Origin of the sequence: Streptomyces sp. NBC_01268, assembly GCF_036240795.1 — a bacterium.
Classification (GTDB): Bacteria; Actinomycetota; Actinomycetes; order Streptomycetales; family Streptomycetaceae; genus Streptomyces.
This window is the reverse complement of record NZ_CP108454.1, coordinates 4,351,550-4,368,244: the sequence shown is the minus strand read 5'-3', so window position 1 is coordinate 4,368,244 and position 16,695 is coordinate 4,351,550. Positions and strand designations below refer to the sequence as shown.

The window sequence follows — 16,695 nt, the reverse complement described above, 5'->3', positions numbered from 1 at the left end:
AATCAAGTTCACTGGGGCCGGCATCGCGAAGGTTCGACCAACCGGCCGTACCCTCAGATACCCAACAACGTGCCAAGCGTGAGCCCCGTCCGCATCATTCCGTTCCACGCCGAAGCAGTACTAGGAAGACCATCAGGTCACTCACGCCAACTAATCAACGTTCCACCCATGAGCTGACCGTGCAGAACGTTTGTCTGCAATCGGTACTGTGCTCCTTAGAAAGGAGGTGATCCAGCCGCACCTTCCGGTACGGCTACCTTGTTACGACTTCGTCCCAATCGCCAGTCCCACCTTCGACAGCTCCCTCCCACAAGGGGTTGGGCCACCGGCTTCGGGTGTTACCGACTTTCGTGACGTGACGGGCGGTGTGTACAAGGCCCGGGAACGTATTCACCGCAGCAATGCTGATCTGCGATTACTAGCAACTCCGACTTCATGGGGTCGAGTTGCAGACCCCAATCCGAACTGAGACCGGCTTTTTGAGATTCGCTCCGCCTCGCGGCATCGCAGCTCTTTGTACCGGCCATTGTAGCACGTGTGCAGCCCAAGACATAAGGGGCATGATGACTTGACGTCGTCCCCACCTTCCTCCGAGTTGACCCCGGCGGTCTCCTGTGAGTCCCCATCACCCCGAAGGGCATGCTGGCAACACAGGACAAGGGTTGCGCTCGTTGCGGGACTTAACCCAACATCTCACGACACGAGCTGACGACAGCCATGCACCACCTGTATACCGACCACAAGGGGGGCACTATCTCTAATGCTTTCCGGTATATGTCAAGCCTTGGTAAGGTTCTTCGCGTTGCGTCGAATTAAGCCACATGCTCCGCTGCTTGTGCGGGCCCCCGTCAATTCCTTTGAGTTTTAGCCTTGCGGCCGTACTCCCCAGGCGGGGAACTTAATGCGTTAGCTGCGGCACCGACGACGTGGAATGTCGCCAACACCTAGTTCCCAACGTTTACGGCGTGGACTACCAGGGTATCTAATCCTGTTCGCTCCCCACGCTTTCGCTCCTCAGCGTCAGTAATGGCCCAGAGATCCGCCTTCGCCACCGGTGTTCCTCCTGATATCTGCGCATTTCACCGCTACACCAGGAATTCCGATCTCCCCTACCACACTCTAGCCTGCCCGTATCGGATGCAGACCCGGGGTTAAGCCCCGGGCTTTCACACCCGACGTGACACGCCGCCTACGAGCTCTTTACGCCCAATAATTCCGGACAACGCTTGCGCCCTACGTATTACCGCGGCTGCTGGCACGTAGTTAGCCGGCGCTTCTTCTGCAGGTACCGTCACTTTCGCTTCTTCCCTGCTGAAAGAGGTTTACAACCCGAAGGCCGTCATCCCTCACGCGGCGTCGCTGCATCAGGCTTTCGCCCATTGTGCAATATTCCCCACTGCTGCCTCCCGTAGGAGTCTGGGCCGTGTCTCAGTCCCAGTGTGGCCGGTCGCCCTCTCAGGCCGGCTACCCGTCGTCGCCTTGGTGAGCCGTTACCTCACCAACAAGCTGATAGGCCGCGGGCTCATCCTTCACCGCCGGAGCTTTTAACCCGCCTCCATGCAGAGGCCGGTGTTATCCGGTATTAGACCCCGTTTCCAGGGCTTGTCCCAGAGTGAAGGGCAGATTGCCCACGTGTTACTCACCCGTTCGCCACTAATCCACCCCGAAGGGCTTCATCGTTCGACTTGCATGTGTTAAGCACGCCGCCAGCGTTCGTCCTGAGCCAGGATCAAACTCTCCGTGAATGTTTGCTCGGCCAGTAAATTAATACAGCCGGCGTTACACTCGCGTTGAGCGGAACAGTCATGCCGGAATGTGGCCGACTGTTCACAGCGTCCTCGCTGTGTGCCACCCCGTGGGGTGGACTTTTTCAAAGGAACCTCGACCATCCGAAGATGGACGGGGTATCAACTAATCTGGCGTTGATTTTTGGCACGCTGTTGAGTTCTCAAGGTGCGGACGCTTCCTTTGTACTGACCCTCTCGGGCTTTCCTCCGGGCGCTTCCTTCGTTCTTGCGTTTCCGACTCTATCAGATCTTTCCGATCCGATTTCCTCGGTGCTTTCCGGTCCCTTTCGCTTTCGCTCCGGGCCCTTCCGGCGGTTCCGACTCTATCAGATCCTTTCGGGCCTGACTCCCAGTCAGCGGGTTTTGTCTTTCCGGCTGTTGGGCCGTTCCGACGTCTCAAACTCTAGCGGATTCTCCCGGCGACTCGTAATCGAGTCTTTCGAAATGAATTTCGGCATGCCGAAATTCGTCCCGGATGGGAGACCGTGCGGAGTTGAGGTTGCCGCTTTCGCGGCGGGATGGCTGCCGTGGAACCGTTCCGGCTCCGTGACAACTCGGAGAACACTACGCGTCTCCTGGAGGCACGTCAACCTTCAGTCGAGGTCCGTCAACCGACCGCCGGCGTCCGGCTGGGTCAGCTCCACTCGCCGGAGCAGGCGGATCAGCATCTCCCCCAGGGCGCCGCGCTCCTCGGCCGACAGGTCCTGGAGGAGTTCCTCCTCGAAGTCCGTCGCCATGCGCATCGCCTCCAGCCACTTCTGGCGGCCCTCGTCGGTGAGCTCGACGATCACGCGCACCCGGTTGGTCTCGTCGCGGTCGCGGGTGACCAGGCCCTCGCCCGCCATGCGGTCGATGCGGTGGGTCATCGCGGCCGGGGTGAGGCCGAGGCGCTTGGCGAGCTCGCCGGGACCGAGGCGGTACGGGGCACCGGAGAGGACGAGGGTCTTGAGGACCTCCCACTCCGCGTTGCTGATGCCCAGGTCGGCGACCTGCCGGCCGTACGCCACGTTCATGCGCCGGTTCAGCCGGCCCAGGGCGGAGACCACCACCTCGACCTGGGGGTCGAGGTCACGGAACTCGCGCTGGTAGGCGGCGATCTGCTCGTCGAGGGTCGGCTCCTGCGGTGGCCGCGGGCCGGACTGCTCGGGGGTGTCGGACATGCGGCGAGTATCCCACGCGGCTCGTTGGCGTTGAAGTCCTTCTATGTGTATTGTTAAGGATCTAATTTTAGTGTTGAAGTCTTCAGGGTTCAGAGCTACAGACCTGAACCCGCGACCGAAGTGGGTGAGTGTGACCAAGGCGATGGGCGCTGCGATGCGCCGGATTCAGGCAGGTAGCGCGCTGAGCGCGTTCGGACTCGGCTTCACCGTGCCGTACCTCTATGTGTACGTCGCTCAGGTGCGGGATCTGGGCGCGGCCACGGCGGGTGTCGTGCTGGCCGTCTTCGCCATGGCCGCCCTCGTGGTCCTCCCCTTCAGCGGTCGCGCCATCGACCGGCGCGGGCCGGTGCCGGTCCTGCTCGTGGCCTCGGTGCTCGCCGCGCTCGGCGCGCTCGGGATGGGCCTCGCCTCGTCCGTGCCGGCGGCCGTGGGGGCCGCCGCGCTGCTCGGTGCCGGTACGGCCGTGATGCAGCCGGCGCTGGCGACGATGATCGTCTGGTGCTCGACGCCGGAGACCCGTACGCGCTCCTTCGCCATGCAGTTCTTCCTGCAGAACCTGGGTCTGGGCGTCGGCGGTCTGATCGGCGGCCAGCTGGTGGACGAGAGCCGGCCCGGCAGCTTCCTGCTGCTGTTCTCGATCGAGTCGGTGATGTTCCTGGTCCTCGGCGCGATCGTGCTGACCGTGCGGATGCCGGGTTCGCCCGCGCTGTCCGGTGCGCGGCCGGCCGCCGAGAAGGGCGGCGGGGTCCGGGCGCTGCTCGGGCACAAGGCGATGGTGCAGCTGTGCGTGCTGGGCTTCGTGCTCTTCTTCGCCTGCTACGGACAGTTCGAGTCGGGTCTCGCGGCGTACGGCACCGAGGCCGCCGGGATCGCCCCGTCGACGCTGGGCATCGCGCTGGCCGCCAACACGGCCGTCATCGTGGCCGCCCAGTTCCTGGTGCTGAAGTTCGTCGAGCGCCGCAAGCGCACCCGGGTCATCGCGGCGGTCGGTCTGATCTGGACCGTGGCGTGGCTGTTCGCCGGGTACGCGGGCCTGGGCCACGGCAGCCAGGCGATGGCGACGGCGGCGTTCGTCTCCACGTACGCCCTGTTCGGGCTCGGTGAGGCGATGCTGTCGCCGACCGTGGCGCCGCTGGTGGCCGATCTGGCGCCGGAGTCGATGGTCGGTACGTACAACTCGGCCTTCGCCCTGGTGAAGCAGCTCGCGCTGGCGGTCGGTCCGGCCGTGGGCGGGCCCATGGGGGCCGCGCTGCACGGGCCGTACATCGTGACCTTCGTGCTGTTCTCGCTCGGGATCACGTTCCTGGCGGTCCGGCTCGGCAAGCAGCTCACGCCCGTGCAGAACCAGCCGTCGCTGGCGGCGAAGCCCTCGCGGGTGGTGGCTCAGCACCGGCCCGCGAAGGAGACCGCGTCCGCCTGATCCTCTTATGAGGGCTGGTCGGGCAGGGCGAACTCGCACCACACCGCTTTGCCGCCGCCCGGAGTGCGGCGGCTCCCCCAGGACGAGGCGATCGTCGCGATGATGGAGATCCCGCGACCCGCCTCGTCCTCCGTTTCCGCCCTGCGGCGGCGCGGCAGGTGGTCGTCGCCGTCGGTGACCTCGATGATCAGGCGGCGGTCGGTGCGGCGCAGCCGCAGGCGCATGGGCGGGGTGCCGTGCTGGAGGGAGTTCGCCACCAGCTCGCTGGTGGCGAGGACGCCGAGGTCGCACAGCTCCACCGGGAAGCGCCAGCTGGCGAGCACCCCGGAGGCGAAGGCCCGCGCGCGCGGCGCGGCCTCGACTCCGCCGAGCAGCTCCAGGGCCGCGTTGTGGAAGAGCTCGGCGTCGGTGCCGCGGCGCGCGGGGTGCTGGACGACGAGGACGGCGACGTCGTCGTCGTGCTCGGCGGTGACGCCGAGGGAGCGGAGCAGCCGGTCGCAGACGACCTGCGGGGTGCCGGTGGCGCCGGAGAGGGCGCGCTCCAGGGCGGCGACGCCCTCGTCGATGTCCTCGCGGCGCCGTTCGACCAGACCGTCGGTGTAGAGGACGGCGGTGGAGCCGGGCGGCAGGGCGATGGTGCCGGAGGTGTGGAGCCAGCCGCCGGTGCCGAGCGGGGGTCCGGTGGGGCCCTCGGCACGGCGGACGGTGCCGTCCTCGTCGCGGACGATGATCGGGAGGTGGCCCGCGGAGGAGTAGACCAGCCGGCCCTCGTTGGGGTCGTGGACGGCGTAGACGCAGGTGGCGATCTGGCTGGCGTCGATCTCGGCGGCGAGGCCGTCGAGCAGCTGGAGCACCTCGTGCGGGGGCAGGTCGAGGCGGGCGTAGGCGCGGACGGCGGTGCGCAGCTGGCCCATGACGGCGGCGGCGCGGACGCCGCGGCCCATGACGTCGCCGATGACGAGGGCGGTGCGGCCGGCGCCGAGGGTGATGACGTCGTACCAGTCGCCGCCGACGGCGGCGTCGGCGACGCCGGGCTGGTAGGTGGCGGCGATGCGCAGGTCGTCGGGCTGCTCCAGCTCCTGCGGGAGCAGGGAGCGCTGGAGGGTGACGGCGGTCTCGCGGTGGCGGCGCTCGCTGGCGCGGAGCCGCTCGGCGGCCTCGGCGTGATCGGTGACGTCGGCGGCGTGGACGAGGACGCCGCCGTCGGGGAGCCGCGGGCTCTCGACGGGCAGGCAGGTGACGGTGTAGGAGCCGCCGTCGTGGGTGCGGCGGGACTTGACCGTGCGGGGCTTGCCGCTGCGCAGGACCTGGTCCATGAGGGGGAGCAGGCCGAGCTCCTCCGCCTCGGGGCAGGTGGCGGCGACGGTGGCGCCGGCGGGGCGCGGGCCGAAGGCGGCCGCGTAGGCGTCGTTGACGTACGCGATGCGGTGCTCCGGGCCGTACACGAGCGCGACGAGGCCGGGGAGCCGGCCGACGATCTCCCGGACGGTGAAGTCCTCCAGGGCGGGGACCTCGGCGGTGCCGCCGGGCTCGGCGGCGTCTGTGGCGTCCGTCGCCTCGGCGGCGGGATGCTCCAGCTGCTGCCCGTACTCACCGCGGGCAGCGGGCACGGAACCTTCGGTCCCCCGCGCCGCGCGGCGCTGCGTACCGGGGAGCCGGGCGCTCCAACGGGTGAAGTTCACGGATCTGTATGCCTCGTGGTGTGGTTGCCGTGCAGAGTCACTCTGTGCAGGTGTGAGCCCACCTATGGTCACACGTCCAGTGTGGACGAGTGCACTGACAGTGATGTCAGCCCGAGGGCTCGTCCTCGCCGGACGGCTTGGGCGCGGGTGGGGGTGCGGCGGCGAGTTCGAATTCGGCGCGCGGGTGTTCCAGTGAGCCGAGGGAGACGATCTCGCGTTTGAAGAGGCCGGAGAGGGTCCATTCGGCCAGGACGCGGGCCTTGCGGTTGAACGTGGGGACCCGGCTGAGGTGGTAGGCGCGGTGCATGAACCAGGCCGGGTAGCCCTTGAGCTTGCGGCCGTAGACGTGGGCGACTCCTTTGTGGAGGCCCAGCGAGGCTACGGAGCCGGCGTACTCGTGTGCGTATTCCTTGAGCGGTGCGCCGCGCAGGGAGGCGGCGATGTTCTCGGCGAGCACTTTCGTCTGGCGGACGGCGTGCTGGGCGTTGGGGGCGCATGCGCGGCCGGGCTCCCCTGCGGTGACGTCGGGGACGGCGGCGGCGTCGCCGGCGGCCCAGGCGTGCTCGACGCCCTCGACGGTGAGCCGGGCGGTGCAGCGGATCCGTCCGCGTTCGTCGCGGGGCAGGTCGGTGGCGGCGACGAGCGGCGCGGGTTTGACGCCGGCCGTCCACACGACCGTGCGGGTGGGCAGGCGGGTGCCGTCGCTGAGGACGGCGACGCGGTCCACGCAGGAGTCGAGGCGGGTGCCGAGGCGGACGTCGATGTTGCGGGCGCGCAGCTCGCGGACGGCGTAGCGGCCCATCTCCTCGCCGACCTCGGGGAGGATCCGCTCGGAGGCCTCGACGAGCACCCAGCGCAGGTCCTCGGGCTTGATGTTGTGGTAGTACCTCGCGGTGTAGCGGGCCATGTCCTCCAGCTCGGCGAGGGCCTCGACGCCCGCGTAGCCGCCGCCGACGAAGACGAAGGTGAGGGCGGCGTCGCGGATCGCGGGGTCGCGGGTGGAGGAGGCGATGTCCATCTGTTCGATGACGTGGTTGCGCAGGCCGATGGCCTCCTCGACGGTCTTGAAGCCGATGGCGTGGTCGGCGAGGCCGGGGATCGGGAGGGTGCGGGAGACGGACCCGGGGGCGATGACGAGTTCGTCGTAGCCGAGGTGGACGTGCCCGGTGCCTTCCTCGTCGGTGGCGAGGGTGGACAGGGTGGCCGTGCGCTTGGCGTGGTCGACCGAGTGGACCTCGCCGATGACGATCCGGCAGCGGTCGAGGACCCGGCGGAGCGGGACGACGACGTGGCGCGGGGAGATGGAGCCGGCGGCGGCCTCGGGGAGGAACGGCTGGTAGGTCATGTACGGCTCGGGCGTGACCACGACGATCTCGGCCGTGCGGCTTCTCAGCTCGGCCTTGAGCTGCCGCTGGAGGCGCAGCGCGGTGTACATCCCGACGTAGCCACCGCCGACAACGAGAATGCGCACAGGTTCGGTCACTGTCCCATGACGCATCGTCGTTCGGGGTTTGTCCACAGGCCCGGCAAATTGTGTGACCGGAGCGGGGCGGAGGCGTGGGGTGGCGAAAGGGGTGCGCCGGTGGTGAACTCCGCAGGTCAGGGTGGGGGCGGCCGGTGGGCCGTGGGGTCGGAATCGGGAGGGTTCCGGTCCTTGCTCCGATCGGGGGGCGCACCGTACGGAACTGCCCCTTCTGAATTGACCCGGACTCAACTATGTTCGTACCTCGTCGGAGTGTCGGATCGCTGTGCGTGGACCAAGAGCGCGAGGCGGTCGGAGCTCCGTGTCAGGGCGGGGAGTCTCCGGGGGGAGACATCATGAGCGGGGGAACGCTTATGCAGATTCAGGATTCGTATGGGCAGCTCCGTACGGCGCAGAGCGCGCCGAACGGGCGGTCGGCGCCGCTGCGCGTGGACGCGCAGCGCAATCTGGAGCACGTCCTGCGTGCCGCGCGCGAGGTCTTCGGAGAGCTGGGCTACGGGGCTCCGATGGAGGACGTGGCGCGCCGCGCCCGGGTCGGTGTCGGCACGGTGTACCGGCGCTTCCCGAGCAAGGACGTGCTGGTCAGGCGGATAGCCGAGGAGGAGACCGCGCGGCTCACCGAGCAGGCGCGGACCGCTCTCGGCCAGGAGGACGAGCCGTGGTCGGCGCTCTCCCGGTTCCTGCGCACCTCGGTCGCCTCGGGTGCCGGCCGGCTGCTGCCGCCGCAGGTGCTGCGGGTGGGCGTGGACGACGTGCTGCTTCCGGCGGGTGCGCCGGAGGACGCGGCGCGGGTTCCGGCGCAGCGCGTCTCCGTGGCGCCCGGCGCTCCCGCCGTGAACGGGTACGGGGACCTCGCCGAGCAGCGGGTGACCGTGCCGCGCGCGGTGCCGGCGGCCGAGCAGGACGACGCGGGGGCCGCGGAGCTCCTGGAGGTCGTGGGCCGGCTGGTGGGCCGGGCGCGTGAGGCGGGTGAGCTGCGGCCGGACGTGACGGTGTCCGACGTGCTGCTGGTCATCGCCACCGCGGCGCCCGCGCTGCCGGACGCGGCGCAGCAGGCGGCGGCTTCGTCGCGGCTGCTCGACATCCTGCTGGAGGGTCTGCGCTCGCGGTAGGCAGCGGTAGGCACACGTCCCTCGGAGAGCACGCTCCGAGTCGAACACCGGGGTGACGGGTCGGTGGTCCGGGTGACCGCCGACCCGCACGCGAACGGGTGAGCGGTTACGCCCCGAGTCGGGAAGTCGCCCCGGACGAGTGGTAAGTGGACGCGGGGGTTCGGCGTGCCCGCGCTCTGTGGCAGGCTTGGCCGGAGTTCGGGTCCGAGCGTGCATACGGGGGCTTCCGCGATGAGCGGTGACAGTCGGGACGAGACGCCGGGCGCCGGTGGCACCACGGAGACCGGAGGCCCGTCCTCCGCTCAGGTGCCCAGTCAGGGCGGACCGATCGGCGCCGCCGCCGGTGCGGGGCCCCTGGGTGCCGGATCCGGCGCCGCGCCGGCCCCCGAGCCGAGCGTGCCGCAGCAGCGCGAGGGCGGCGTCCACACCGGGACGGGCGCGCCGTTCACCGCCGACGAGCACGACTCGGTACTGCCGCCGCACGACCTGCCGCCCTCCGACTCCGAGCTCGTCCAGCTCATGCGGGACGGCGACGACAGCGCGTACGAGGAGCTGTTCCGGCGCCACTCCGACGCCGTGCGCCGCTATGCCAGGACCTGCTGCCGGGACGCGCACACCGCCGACGACCTGACCGCCGAGGTCTTCGCCCGCACCCTCCAGGCGGTACGCGGCGGGGCCGGGCCCGAACAGGCCGTGCGCGCCTACCTGCTGACCACCGTCCGCCGGGTCGCGGCGACCTGGACGAAGACCCAGAAGCGCGAGCACCTCGTCGAGGACTTCGCGGTGTTCGCCGCCGAGTCCGCCCGCGGCTCGGAGGTCCCCGACCAGACCGCCACGTTCGGAGCGGGCCTCGACCTCGGCGCCGACGTGCTGGCCATGCACGAGGCCGAACAGTCCATGGCCATGCAGGCGTTCCGGTCGCTGCCGGAGCGCTGGCAGGCGGTGCTGTGGCACACCACGGTCGAGGAGGAGTCGCCCAGCGAGGTCGCCCCGCTCTTCGGCCTGACCGCCAACGCGACCGCCGTGCTCGCCAGCCGGGCCCGCGAAGGGCTCAAGCAGGCCTATCTCCAGGCGCACGTCAGCCAGTCGCTCACCGCCGGCGGCGACTGCGCCCGCTACGCCGACCGGCTCGGCGCGTTCGCGCGCGGCGGGCTGCGGATGCGGGCCGAGCGGGGGCTGCGCAAGCACCTCGACGAGTGCGCCAAGTGCCGGCTGGCCGCCGGTGAGCTGGCGCACGTGAACGCGGGCATCCCCGCGCTGCTGCCGATCGCCGTCATCGGCTGGTTCGCCGCCGGGTACTCGCTCAAGGCCGCCGGTGTCGTCGCCGGAGGGGTGGCCGGGGCGGGCGCGGCCGGAGCCGCCGCGGCGGCCACGGGCGCGGGGGCGGGTGCCACCACCGGCTCGGCCGGGGCCTCGTCCGCCGCTGCCGCCGAGGGGCTCGGCATCCCCGCGAAGGCGGGGATCGCCGCGGTCGCCGCCGTCGCCGCGACCGCCGGTCTGGTCTGGGCGCTGACCGGGGCCGAGCCGGAACCGGTCGCCCAGCCCGCGGCCACCCCCTCGGTCATCGCCCCCGTCGAACCGGCGCCGCCCGCGCCCAAGCCGACCCCCAAGCCGACTCCCCCGCCCGTACAGGCGCCGCCGCCCGCACCGGAGCCCGCGCCGAAGCCCACGCCGAAGCCGACCCCGGCGAGGACGGCGAAGCCGAGCCCCCGGCCGACGCCCACCCCCACGCCCGCCCCGAAGCCGACACCCCGGCCCACGCCCCCGAAGGCCTCGGCGAAGCCGACGCCGCCCGCGCCACCGGCCGTCTACCAGGTCAACCGGCTGGAGTACGGGATCTTCGGCGACGGCACCAAGCCGGAGGTCAGCCTGAGCGAGAGCAGCTGGATGTGGCAGCGCTCCGGACTCTCCATGGACTCCACCCGCTACGCGCACGGCGTGAGCGTGCACGCCCCGTCCTCGCTGCTGATCGACCTCAACCGGCAATGCACCAGCTATGACGCGGTCGTCGGCATCGACGACATCACCCTGCCGTTCAAGCAGGTCGGCGGCGTCCGCTTCGCCGTCTACGGCGACGGCGAACGCCTGTGGCGCTCCGAGGTGATCCGCCCCGGTGACGCACCGGTCCCCGTACACGTGGGCATCGACGGCCGCCGCCAGATCCGCCTGGTGGTCGAGGAGCACACGCCGTTCGGCCGGGCGGCGGTCGCGGACTGGGCGCAGTCGCAGATCAGCTGCGACTGAGGCGGAGGTCGCAGGGGCCCAGTAGGCCCACTCCTCTGGAGGGGGCCTACCCCGCCGTCCCCGTCCCGTACGGCTCCACCAGCGCCAGGACCTCGTCGACACCGAGGCCCCGCCCCGACGCGCGGTGGGTCGCGGCGGCCGTGTCGCCGAGTTCGGCGCGGGCCCGGTCCATGACGGTCCCGGTCTCGCGCAGCTCCGCCCTTCCGCGCGGGATCTCCGTCCGCCACCCGTCGCAGGCGCCCAGCACCCGGACCGCCACGGCGGGCTCCCCGGCCAGCGCGAGGGCGGTGGCCAGGCCCTCGGCGAGGCCCGCGGTGATGAACTCGGAGCACATCGCGTCCCGGGCGCCGCGCAGCGCCGCCGCCGCGGAGCCGACGGCGGCCCGGCCGCCGCCCTCGTGGGCCTCGATGCGGGCGGCGAGCCCGGACACGACGGCCAGGAAGTGCGGCGGCGGGCTGCCCCCGGCGACCAGGGCCCCGGCCTCCTCCACATGGCGGCGGGCGGCCGGCAGGTCGCCTTCGTACAGGGCGATGAAGGCGCGCAGGAAGCCGACGTACGTCCGGGTGTCGCCCGTGTGCAGGCGCTCGGCCTCGGCCTCCGCCTCGTCGAGGCCCCGGGTGGCGGCCGCCGGGTCGCCCTCGCGGAAGTCGAGCTCGGCGAGCCGGGCCATGAGGAACGGTGCCTCGGCGTGCGCGCCGACCTCGCGGGCCAGGGCCAGCCCCTCCTGGTACGCCTCACGGGCCTGCGCGTACCGGCCCCGCATGATGCTGGCCTCACCGGCGGCGCTGGCCACCTGGGCCCGCATCCAGCGGTCGCCGACCTCGTGGGAGAGGACGTGCAGCTCGGCGAGGTCCTCGTCGACGCCGGCCATCCCGCCGGGCATGTCGACGGCCATGTGGGCCCGGAACATCAGGCAGACGCCGGTCTCCCACGCCCCGCCGTGGCGGCGCGCGTTGGCGACGCCGATGTCCAGGAGGGCGCGGACGTCCACGGGTGCGTCGGTCAGGTAGGCCGTGAGCGGCCAGAGCAGCCCGGGGAAGCGGGCGGACTCGGGGCCGGGGTCGGTGGCGAAGGCGGCCCGCACGCGGGCGACGAGCGCGGCGGCCTCCGGATCCTCGCGGAAGTCGCCGATGTCCCCGCTCTCCACACCGAGGAAGAAGTGCAGCATGCGCAGCCGCATCCGGGGCCAGAAGCGCGGGTCCGTGCGCTCCGGCGGGTCCTCGCCGAGGGCGAGCGCCCGCTCGGCCCAGCCGAGGCCTTCGGGACGGTAGTTGCGCAGCCACCAGAACCAGCCCATGGCGAAGACCAGCCGGTGGGCGGCGGCCTCGTCGGGGGAGGTGACGGTGGTGCGGTGGAGGGCGGCGCGGATGTTGTCGAGGTCGCGCTCGATCCGGGCGATCCAGGGCAGCTGCTCCCCCGACCGCAGCAGGGGTTCGGCGGTCTCGGTGAGGGCCGTGAAGTGGGCGGTGTGCGCGGTCTCGGCGGCGGCGAGCAGCTCCGGGGTCTCGGCGGCGCGCTCCACCGCGTACTCGTGGATGGTCTCCAGGAAGCGGTAGCGCATCTCGCCGTCGTCCGTGGGGGTGGCCACGACCAGCGACTTCTCGACGAGGGCGCCGAGCACGGAGAGGGTGTCGGCGGAGGTCTCCGGGGCCAGGGCCTCGGCGGCGGCCAGGTCCCAGCCGCCGGCGAAGACGGAGGCCTGGCGCAGCAGGGCGCGCTCCTGGGTGTCGAGCAGCTCCCAGGACCAGTCGACGACGGCCCGCAGGGTCTGCTGGCGGGGCAGCACCGTGCGGGAGCCGGAGGTGAGGAGGAGGAAGCGGTCGTCGAGGCGGTCGGCGATCTGGCGCGGGGTGAGCAGCCGCAGCCTGGCGGCGGCGAGCTCGATGGCGAGGGGAAGGCCGTCGAGGCGGCGGCAGATCTCGTCGACGGCCGCGAGATCGTCCTCCACGCGGAAGCCGGGCCGCACCGCGCGGGCGCGTTCGGCGAAGAGCCGGTGGGCGGGGTGCGGCGGGAGGGGCTCGACGGGGCGGACCGACTCGCCGGGGACGCCGAGGGGTTCGCGGCTGGTGGCGAGGATGCGCAGCTCGGGGCAGTGGGTGAGGAGGGTCTCGGCGAGGGCGGCGGCGGCTCCGATGACGTGCTCGCAGTTGTCGAGGACGAGCAGGAGCGGGCGGTGGGCCAGGTGCTCGACGAGGTACGCCGTGGGGTCGTCGTGGACGGGCTGGCCGTCGCGGGCGATCAGCTTGGTCTCGCGCAGGCGGAGGGCGGAGAGGACGGCGCCCGGCACGGCGTCGGGGTCGTCGAGCGGGGCCAGTTCGGCGCTCCACGCGGCGGGGCCGACGGCCTGGAGGGCGGCCTCCTCGGCCAGCCGGGTCTTCCCGGAGCCGCCGGGTCCGGTGAGCGTGACGAGCCGGGAGCGGTCGAGCTCCGCCCGGAGCGCGGCGAGTTCGGGCTCGCGGCCGACGAAGGAGGTGAGCCGGGGGCGGATGTTGCCGGGGGCGGCGGCCGGGGCGGCGGGCGTCCGGGGGGCCGGGGGCCCTTCGCCGGAGAGGAGTTCGGCGTGCAGGGCGGTGAGCTCCGGGCCCGGGTCGGTGCCGAGCCCGTCCGCCAGGGTGCGGCGGGCCTCCTCGTAGGCGGCGAGCGCGTCGGCCGGGCGCCCCTCGGCGCGCAGGGCGCGGACGAGCTGGGCGTGGAAGGTCTCGTCGTAGGGGTACGTGGTGGTGAGCTCGGTCAGCTCCGGGACGAGCCCCGTCGTGGCGCCGCGCAGCAGATCGGCCTCGACGCGCTGCCGGAGCGCGGCGAGCCGCTGCGCCTCGGGGCGCACGCCCGCCGGCTCGGGCAGGTCGGCGAGGGCGGGGCCGCGGAAGAGGGCGAGGGCGGTGCGCAGGAGCGCGGCGGCGGAGCCGGCGTCCCCCGCTTCGAGCCGGGCGCCGGCGTCCCGTACGTGCCGCTCGAACACGTACAGGTCGATGTCCTCGGCCCCGGCGACCAGCCGGTACCCGCCGGGACCGGAGGCGACGGCGTCCTTTCCGAGCACCCGGCGCAGCCGCCCGACGAGTGCCTGGAGCGCGGCCTGCGCGTCGTGCGGCGGCTCGTCCCCGTACACGTCGTCGACGAGCTCCCCGACGGACACGGCCCGCCCCCCGCGCAACGCGAGCGCGGCGAGCAGCGCCCGCAGCCGGGCCCCGCCGAGGGGGAGCGGGGTGCCGTGGGCGTCGAGGGCGTCGGTGGTGCCGAGGATGAGGTACCGCACCGGGACATTGTCGCGGCTGGGGGTGCGGGGCGCCTCGGGGTTTACCCGGAGAGGGGCGCGCAGGGGGCGGTCGGAGCCCCGAGGTGTCGGGCCCCGTGGCTGGCACCACCCCTCCCCCGTTCCGGCTGCCCGGGTCGCCCTCACGCGGGAAGCGACCGCGCCGACGGGATCAGGGGTCCCGGTACCGCCCGGTGACGGGGGGCCGCCGTGCCGGTCCAGCAGGAGCCCCGGCGGGCGAGGAGGCGGCGGAGCCAGAGCTCGGTGGAGACCAGGTCGGCGAGACCGTCGAGGGGGACCTGCTCGCCGTCGGCTGCGGCGCGCAGGGCGTGGCGGACGACGCGGGCCTCGATCAGGCCCGCGTCGGCGAGGAGGGGGGCGTCGAAGAGGGCGATCAGGTGCGGGAGCGCGGCGCGCAGACCCGTGCGGGTGGTGGCGGCGGGGACCGCCGAGTGGGGGGCGCCCCAGCCGGTCGGGAGGTCGCGGATGCCGGCGCCGGCGAGGACGGTGCGGAGGATCGTGGCGCGGGCGTCGGGCTGGACCCGCAGCGATTCGGGCAGGTCGCGGCAGGCCCGTACGACCTGGTTGTCCAGGAAGGGGGCGTGCAGGCGCTGGCTGCGGATCTCGGCGGCCTGTTCGAGGACGCGGTGGTCGGCCGCCGCGCGGGCGAGGGCGGCGCGGGCGCGGGCCTCACCGGGGCGCTGGACGGAGGCCGGCAGGGTCGCCGCCCGGTTCAGGCGAACCGATACTTCGGCCAGTGCCTCGCCCGTCAGCCAGCGCGCGGCGGGACCCGGCCGGGACCAGGCGAGGGCGGAGAGCGACGCCTCCAGGGGGCCGTAGGCCCCGTTGGGCGCCCGGTTGGCCTCCAGGACGCGGGTGGCGGCGGCCTCCAGACCGGTGCGGTAGGGCGTACGGGCGAGCCGGCGCGCCGCCCGGTACACCTGGAGCGGGACGAGGAGCGCCCCCGCCGAGGGGCCGGTCGCCTTGGCGAGCGCCGTCACCGGGCGCACCAGGGAGCGGCGCCGGCGGTCCATCAGCAGGTCGGCGAGGCGCGCCGGGTGGGCGTCCAGGACCTGGCGGGCGCCGAAGCCGGTGAAGTGGTCGGCGCTGCCCCCGGCGAGCCGCCTGCGGTGCCGGTCGGCCGACACGAGAGAGGGGCCCGGTTCGTCCGTGAGCGGCCCGTCGAGCTCCGCGTACGGCAGGGCCTCCTCGCCGGCCGCGACGACCACGTGGTGCAGCCGCGGGTTGGCCGCGATCTCCCCCGCGCGGGCGAGCTCGTCCCTGCTGCCCGCGCCGGCCAGGTCGTTGAAGGTGACGGCGAGCAGGCGCTCGCCCGCTCCGGTGCCGTGCCCGAGGAGGGTGCCGGGGACGCCCGGGAGGCCCGCCGCGAGGAGGGCGAGGGTGCCGGACGCGCTGCCGCCGGACAGGTCGGCGCCGATGCCGGGGGCGGGGCCGCCGCCGCGGGCCGCGCGCCGGTCGGCGGGTCCCATCCCGGGCACCGGTCCCGGGTCGGGCAGCGGCGTCTCGGGTGCGTGCCGGGGGGCGGTGAGCCGGGCCCGTACGGCCTCGACCAGCGCGTCCCGCACCCCCTCCACGGCCTGCCGCGGGTCGGCCTCGGGCGCGGCCACGGCGAGGGAGGCGACCGGGTCGTAGCCGGTGATCTCGCGCGAGCCCTCGCGCAGGATGAGCGCGTGCCCGGGCGGCACCCGGCGCACCCCCTCGTACGGGGTGGAGTCGCGGAGTGCCTCGGGGGTCTCGGGGCAGGCGAGCAGGGCCGCCAGGTGTCCGATGTCGAGCTGGGCCTCGGTGAGGTCGGCGAGCGGCAGGGCCGCCGTGCCGTACGCCGTACCGCCCGCCCAGGGGGTGTGGAAGACCGGCCGGGCGCCGGCGAGGTCACCGGTGACGGTGATGCGGCGGCCGGCCTTCACGACGGCGGTGTAACCGCCCGCCCACGCGGTCAGGTGCCGCAGTGCGCCCCCGCGCGCGGTGAGCAGTCCGCGCCGCAGTTCGTCGTCGCTCGCCGCGCAGCAGCCGAGCACGGCGATGCGGGTGTGTTCGTCGACGGTCACCAGGCGCACCTCGTCGGGCCGCCAGTCCCCGACCGCCCACAGCGGATCGGGGTCGCCCCACAGGAGTTGCGCGCCCACCGGGTGCACCGTGCGCCCCTCGGCGGGGTCGCCGACGGTCCCGGCGGAGCCGGGCGGGGCGCCGAACCGCGCGGCGACACTGCTCCAGCCCACCAGCCACCGCATCGCCGCCTCCACAAAGGTCGAGTGGAGGACATGCTGCCATGCCGAGGGCGCGCAGGAGGCATCACAAGGGGGCGAATGCGCCCCTGGCATGGGCCAGTTGTATCCGGCCCCGACGCCGCCCGACGACCGGTGGACGACCGGCGGGTTTCGGCCATTCTCGACTCGGCCGCGGCCCGAGGACGGCCCGGAGACCCTCCCTGGGGAGGGCTCCCGGCGTGGCGGGAGCTCGCGGCAGTCCGGGAGGCGGTCGCCTCCCGGAGCCGTCCGCCGCCCGCGGGGAATGGGGCGGCGGTGTCCCCCAGCCC

8 protein-coding genes and 1 rRNA gene are annotated in these 16,695 nt (G+C 72.8%); 3 read left to right on the top strand and 6 right to left on the bottom strand.

What is annotated here, in order from left to right; translation table 11 throughout:
- Positions 1-219: 219 nt before the first annotated feature.
- Positions 220-1,745 (bottom strand): 16S ribosomal RNA (locus OG309_RS19480).
- 635 nt (positions 1,746-2,380) lie between these two features.
- Positions 2,381-2,947 carry a MarR family winged helix-turn-helix transcriptional regulator gene (locus tag OG309_RS19475; RefSeq protein WP_329422541.1) on the bottom strand — a complete coding sequence of 189 codons (567 nt, stop codon included), beginning with the start codon at positions 2,945-2,947 and terminating at the stop codon, positions 2,381-2,383.
- A gap of 142 nt (positions 2,948-3,089) precedes the next feature.
- Here OG309_RS19475 and OG309_RS19470 point away from each other — a divergent pair, with 142 nt between their 5' ends.
- Positions 3,090-4,367, top strand: a complete 1,278-nt coding sequence (locus OG309_RS19470; RefSeq protein ID WP_329428444.1) for an MFS transporter — start codon at positions 3,090-3,092, stop codon at positions 4,365-4,367.
- Positions 4,368-4,372: 5 nt separating this feature from the next.
- Here the strand turns inward: OG309_RS19470 and OG309_RS19465 are convergent, their stop codons facing one another.
- Together OG309_RS19465 and OG309_RS19460 are read right to left on the bottom strand one after the other, a co-directional pair.
- On the bottom strand, positions 4,373-6,049 hold the full coding sequence (locus OG309_RS19465; protein WP_329422539.1) for an ATP-binding SpoIIE family protein phosphatase: 1,677 nt from the start codon (positions 6,047-6,049) through the stop codon (positions 4,373-4,375).
- A 106-nt stretch (positions 6,050-6,155) separates the two neighbouring features.
- Positions 6,156-7,547, bottom strand: coding sequence for an NAD(P)/FAD-dependent oxidoreductase (locus OG309_RS19460; RefSeq protein WP_329422537.1), 1,392 nt, complete (start codon positions 7,545-7,547; stop codon positions 6,156-6,158).
- A gap of 338 nt (positions 7,548-7,885) precedes the next feature.
- Between OG309_RS19460 and OG309_RS19455 the strand changes: the two genes are divergently transcribed.
- Both OG309_RS19455 and OG309_RS19450 read left to right on the top strand, forming a co-directional pair.
- Entirely contained in the window at positions 7,886-8,644 is a 759-nt protein-coding gene (locus OG309_RS19455; protein ID WP_329422535.1) for a TetR/AcrR family transcriptional regulator, read from the top strand.
- A gap of 231 nt (positions 8,645-8,875) precedes the next feature.
- Positions 8,876-10,888, top strand: a complete 2,013-nt coding sequence (locus OG309_RS19450) for a sigma-70 family RNA polymerase sigma factor (protein WP_329422533.1) — start codon at positions 8,876-8,878, stop codon at positions 10,886-10,888.
- 46 nt (positions 10,889-10,934) lie between these two features.
- Here the strand turns inward: OG309_RS19450 and OG309_RS19445 are convergent, their stop codons facing one another.
- Together OG309_RS19445 and OG309_RS19440 are read right to left on the bottom strand one after the other, a co-directional pair.
- Positions 10,935-14,141 (bottom strand): ATP-binding protein, encoded by a 3,207-nt coding sequence (locus OG309_RS19445; RefSeq protein WP_329422532.1) that lies wholly within the window; start codon positions 14,139-14,141, stop codon positions 10,935-10,937.
- A 140-nt stretch (positions 14,142-14,281) separates the two neighbouring features.
- Positions 14,282-16,390 (bottom strand): asparagine synthase-related protein, encoded by a 2,109-nt coding sequence (locus OG309_RS19440; RefSeq protein WP_329422530.1) that lies wholly within the window; start codon positions 16,388-16,390, stop codon positions 14,282-14,284.
- Positions 16,391-16,695: the final 305 nt, after the last annotated feature.

What these genes read in the sequence shown, in the direction of transcription:
- OG309_RS19475 (WP_329422541.1), bottom strand. Translation starts at nt 2,947, where the DNA reads ATGTCCGACACCCCCGAGCAGTCCGGCCCGCGGCCACCGCAGGAGCCG.
- OG309_RS19470 (WP_329428444.1), top strand. Translation starts at nt 3,090, where the DNA reads ATGGGCGCTGCGATGCGCCGGATTCAGGCAGGTAGCGCGCTGAGCGCG.
- OG309_RS19460 (WP_329422537.1), bottom strand. Translation starts at nt 7,547, where the DNA reads ATGCGTCATGGGACAGTGACCGAACCTGTGCGCATTCTCGTTGTCGGC.
- OG309_RS19455 (WP_329422535.1), top strand. Translation starts at nt 7,886, where the DNA reads ATGCAGATTCAGGATTCGTATGGGCAGCTCCGTACGGCGCAGAGCGCG.
- OG309_RS19450 (WP_329422533.1), top strand. Translation starts at nt 8,876, where the DNA reads ATGAGCGGTGACAGTCGGGACGAGACGCCGGGCGCCGGTGGCACCACG.
- OG309_RS19440 (WP_329422530.1), bottom strand. Translation starts at nt 16,390, where the DNA reads ATGCGGTGGCTGGTGGGCTGGAGCAGTGTCGCCGCGCGGTTCGGCGCC.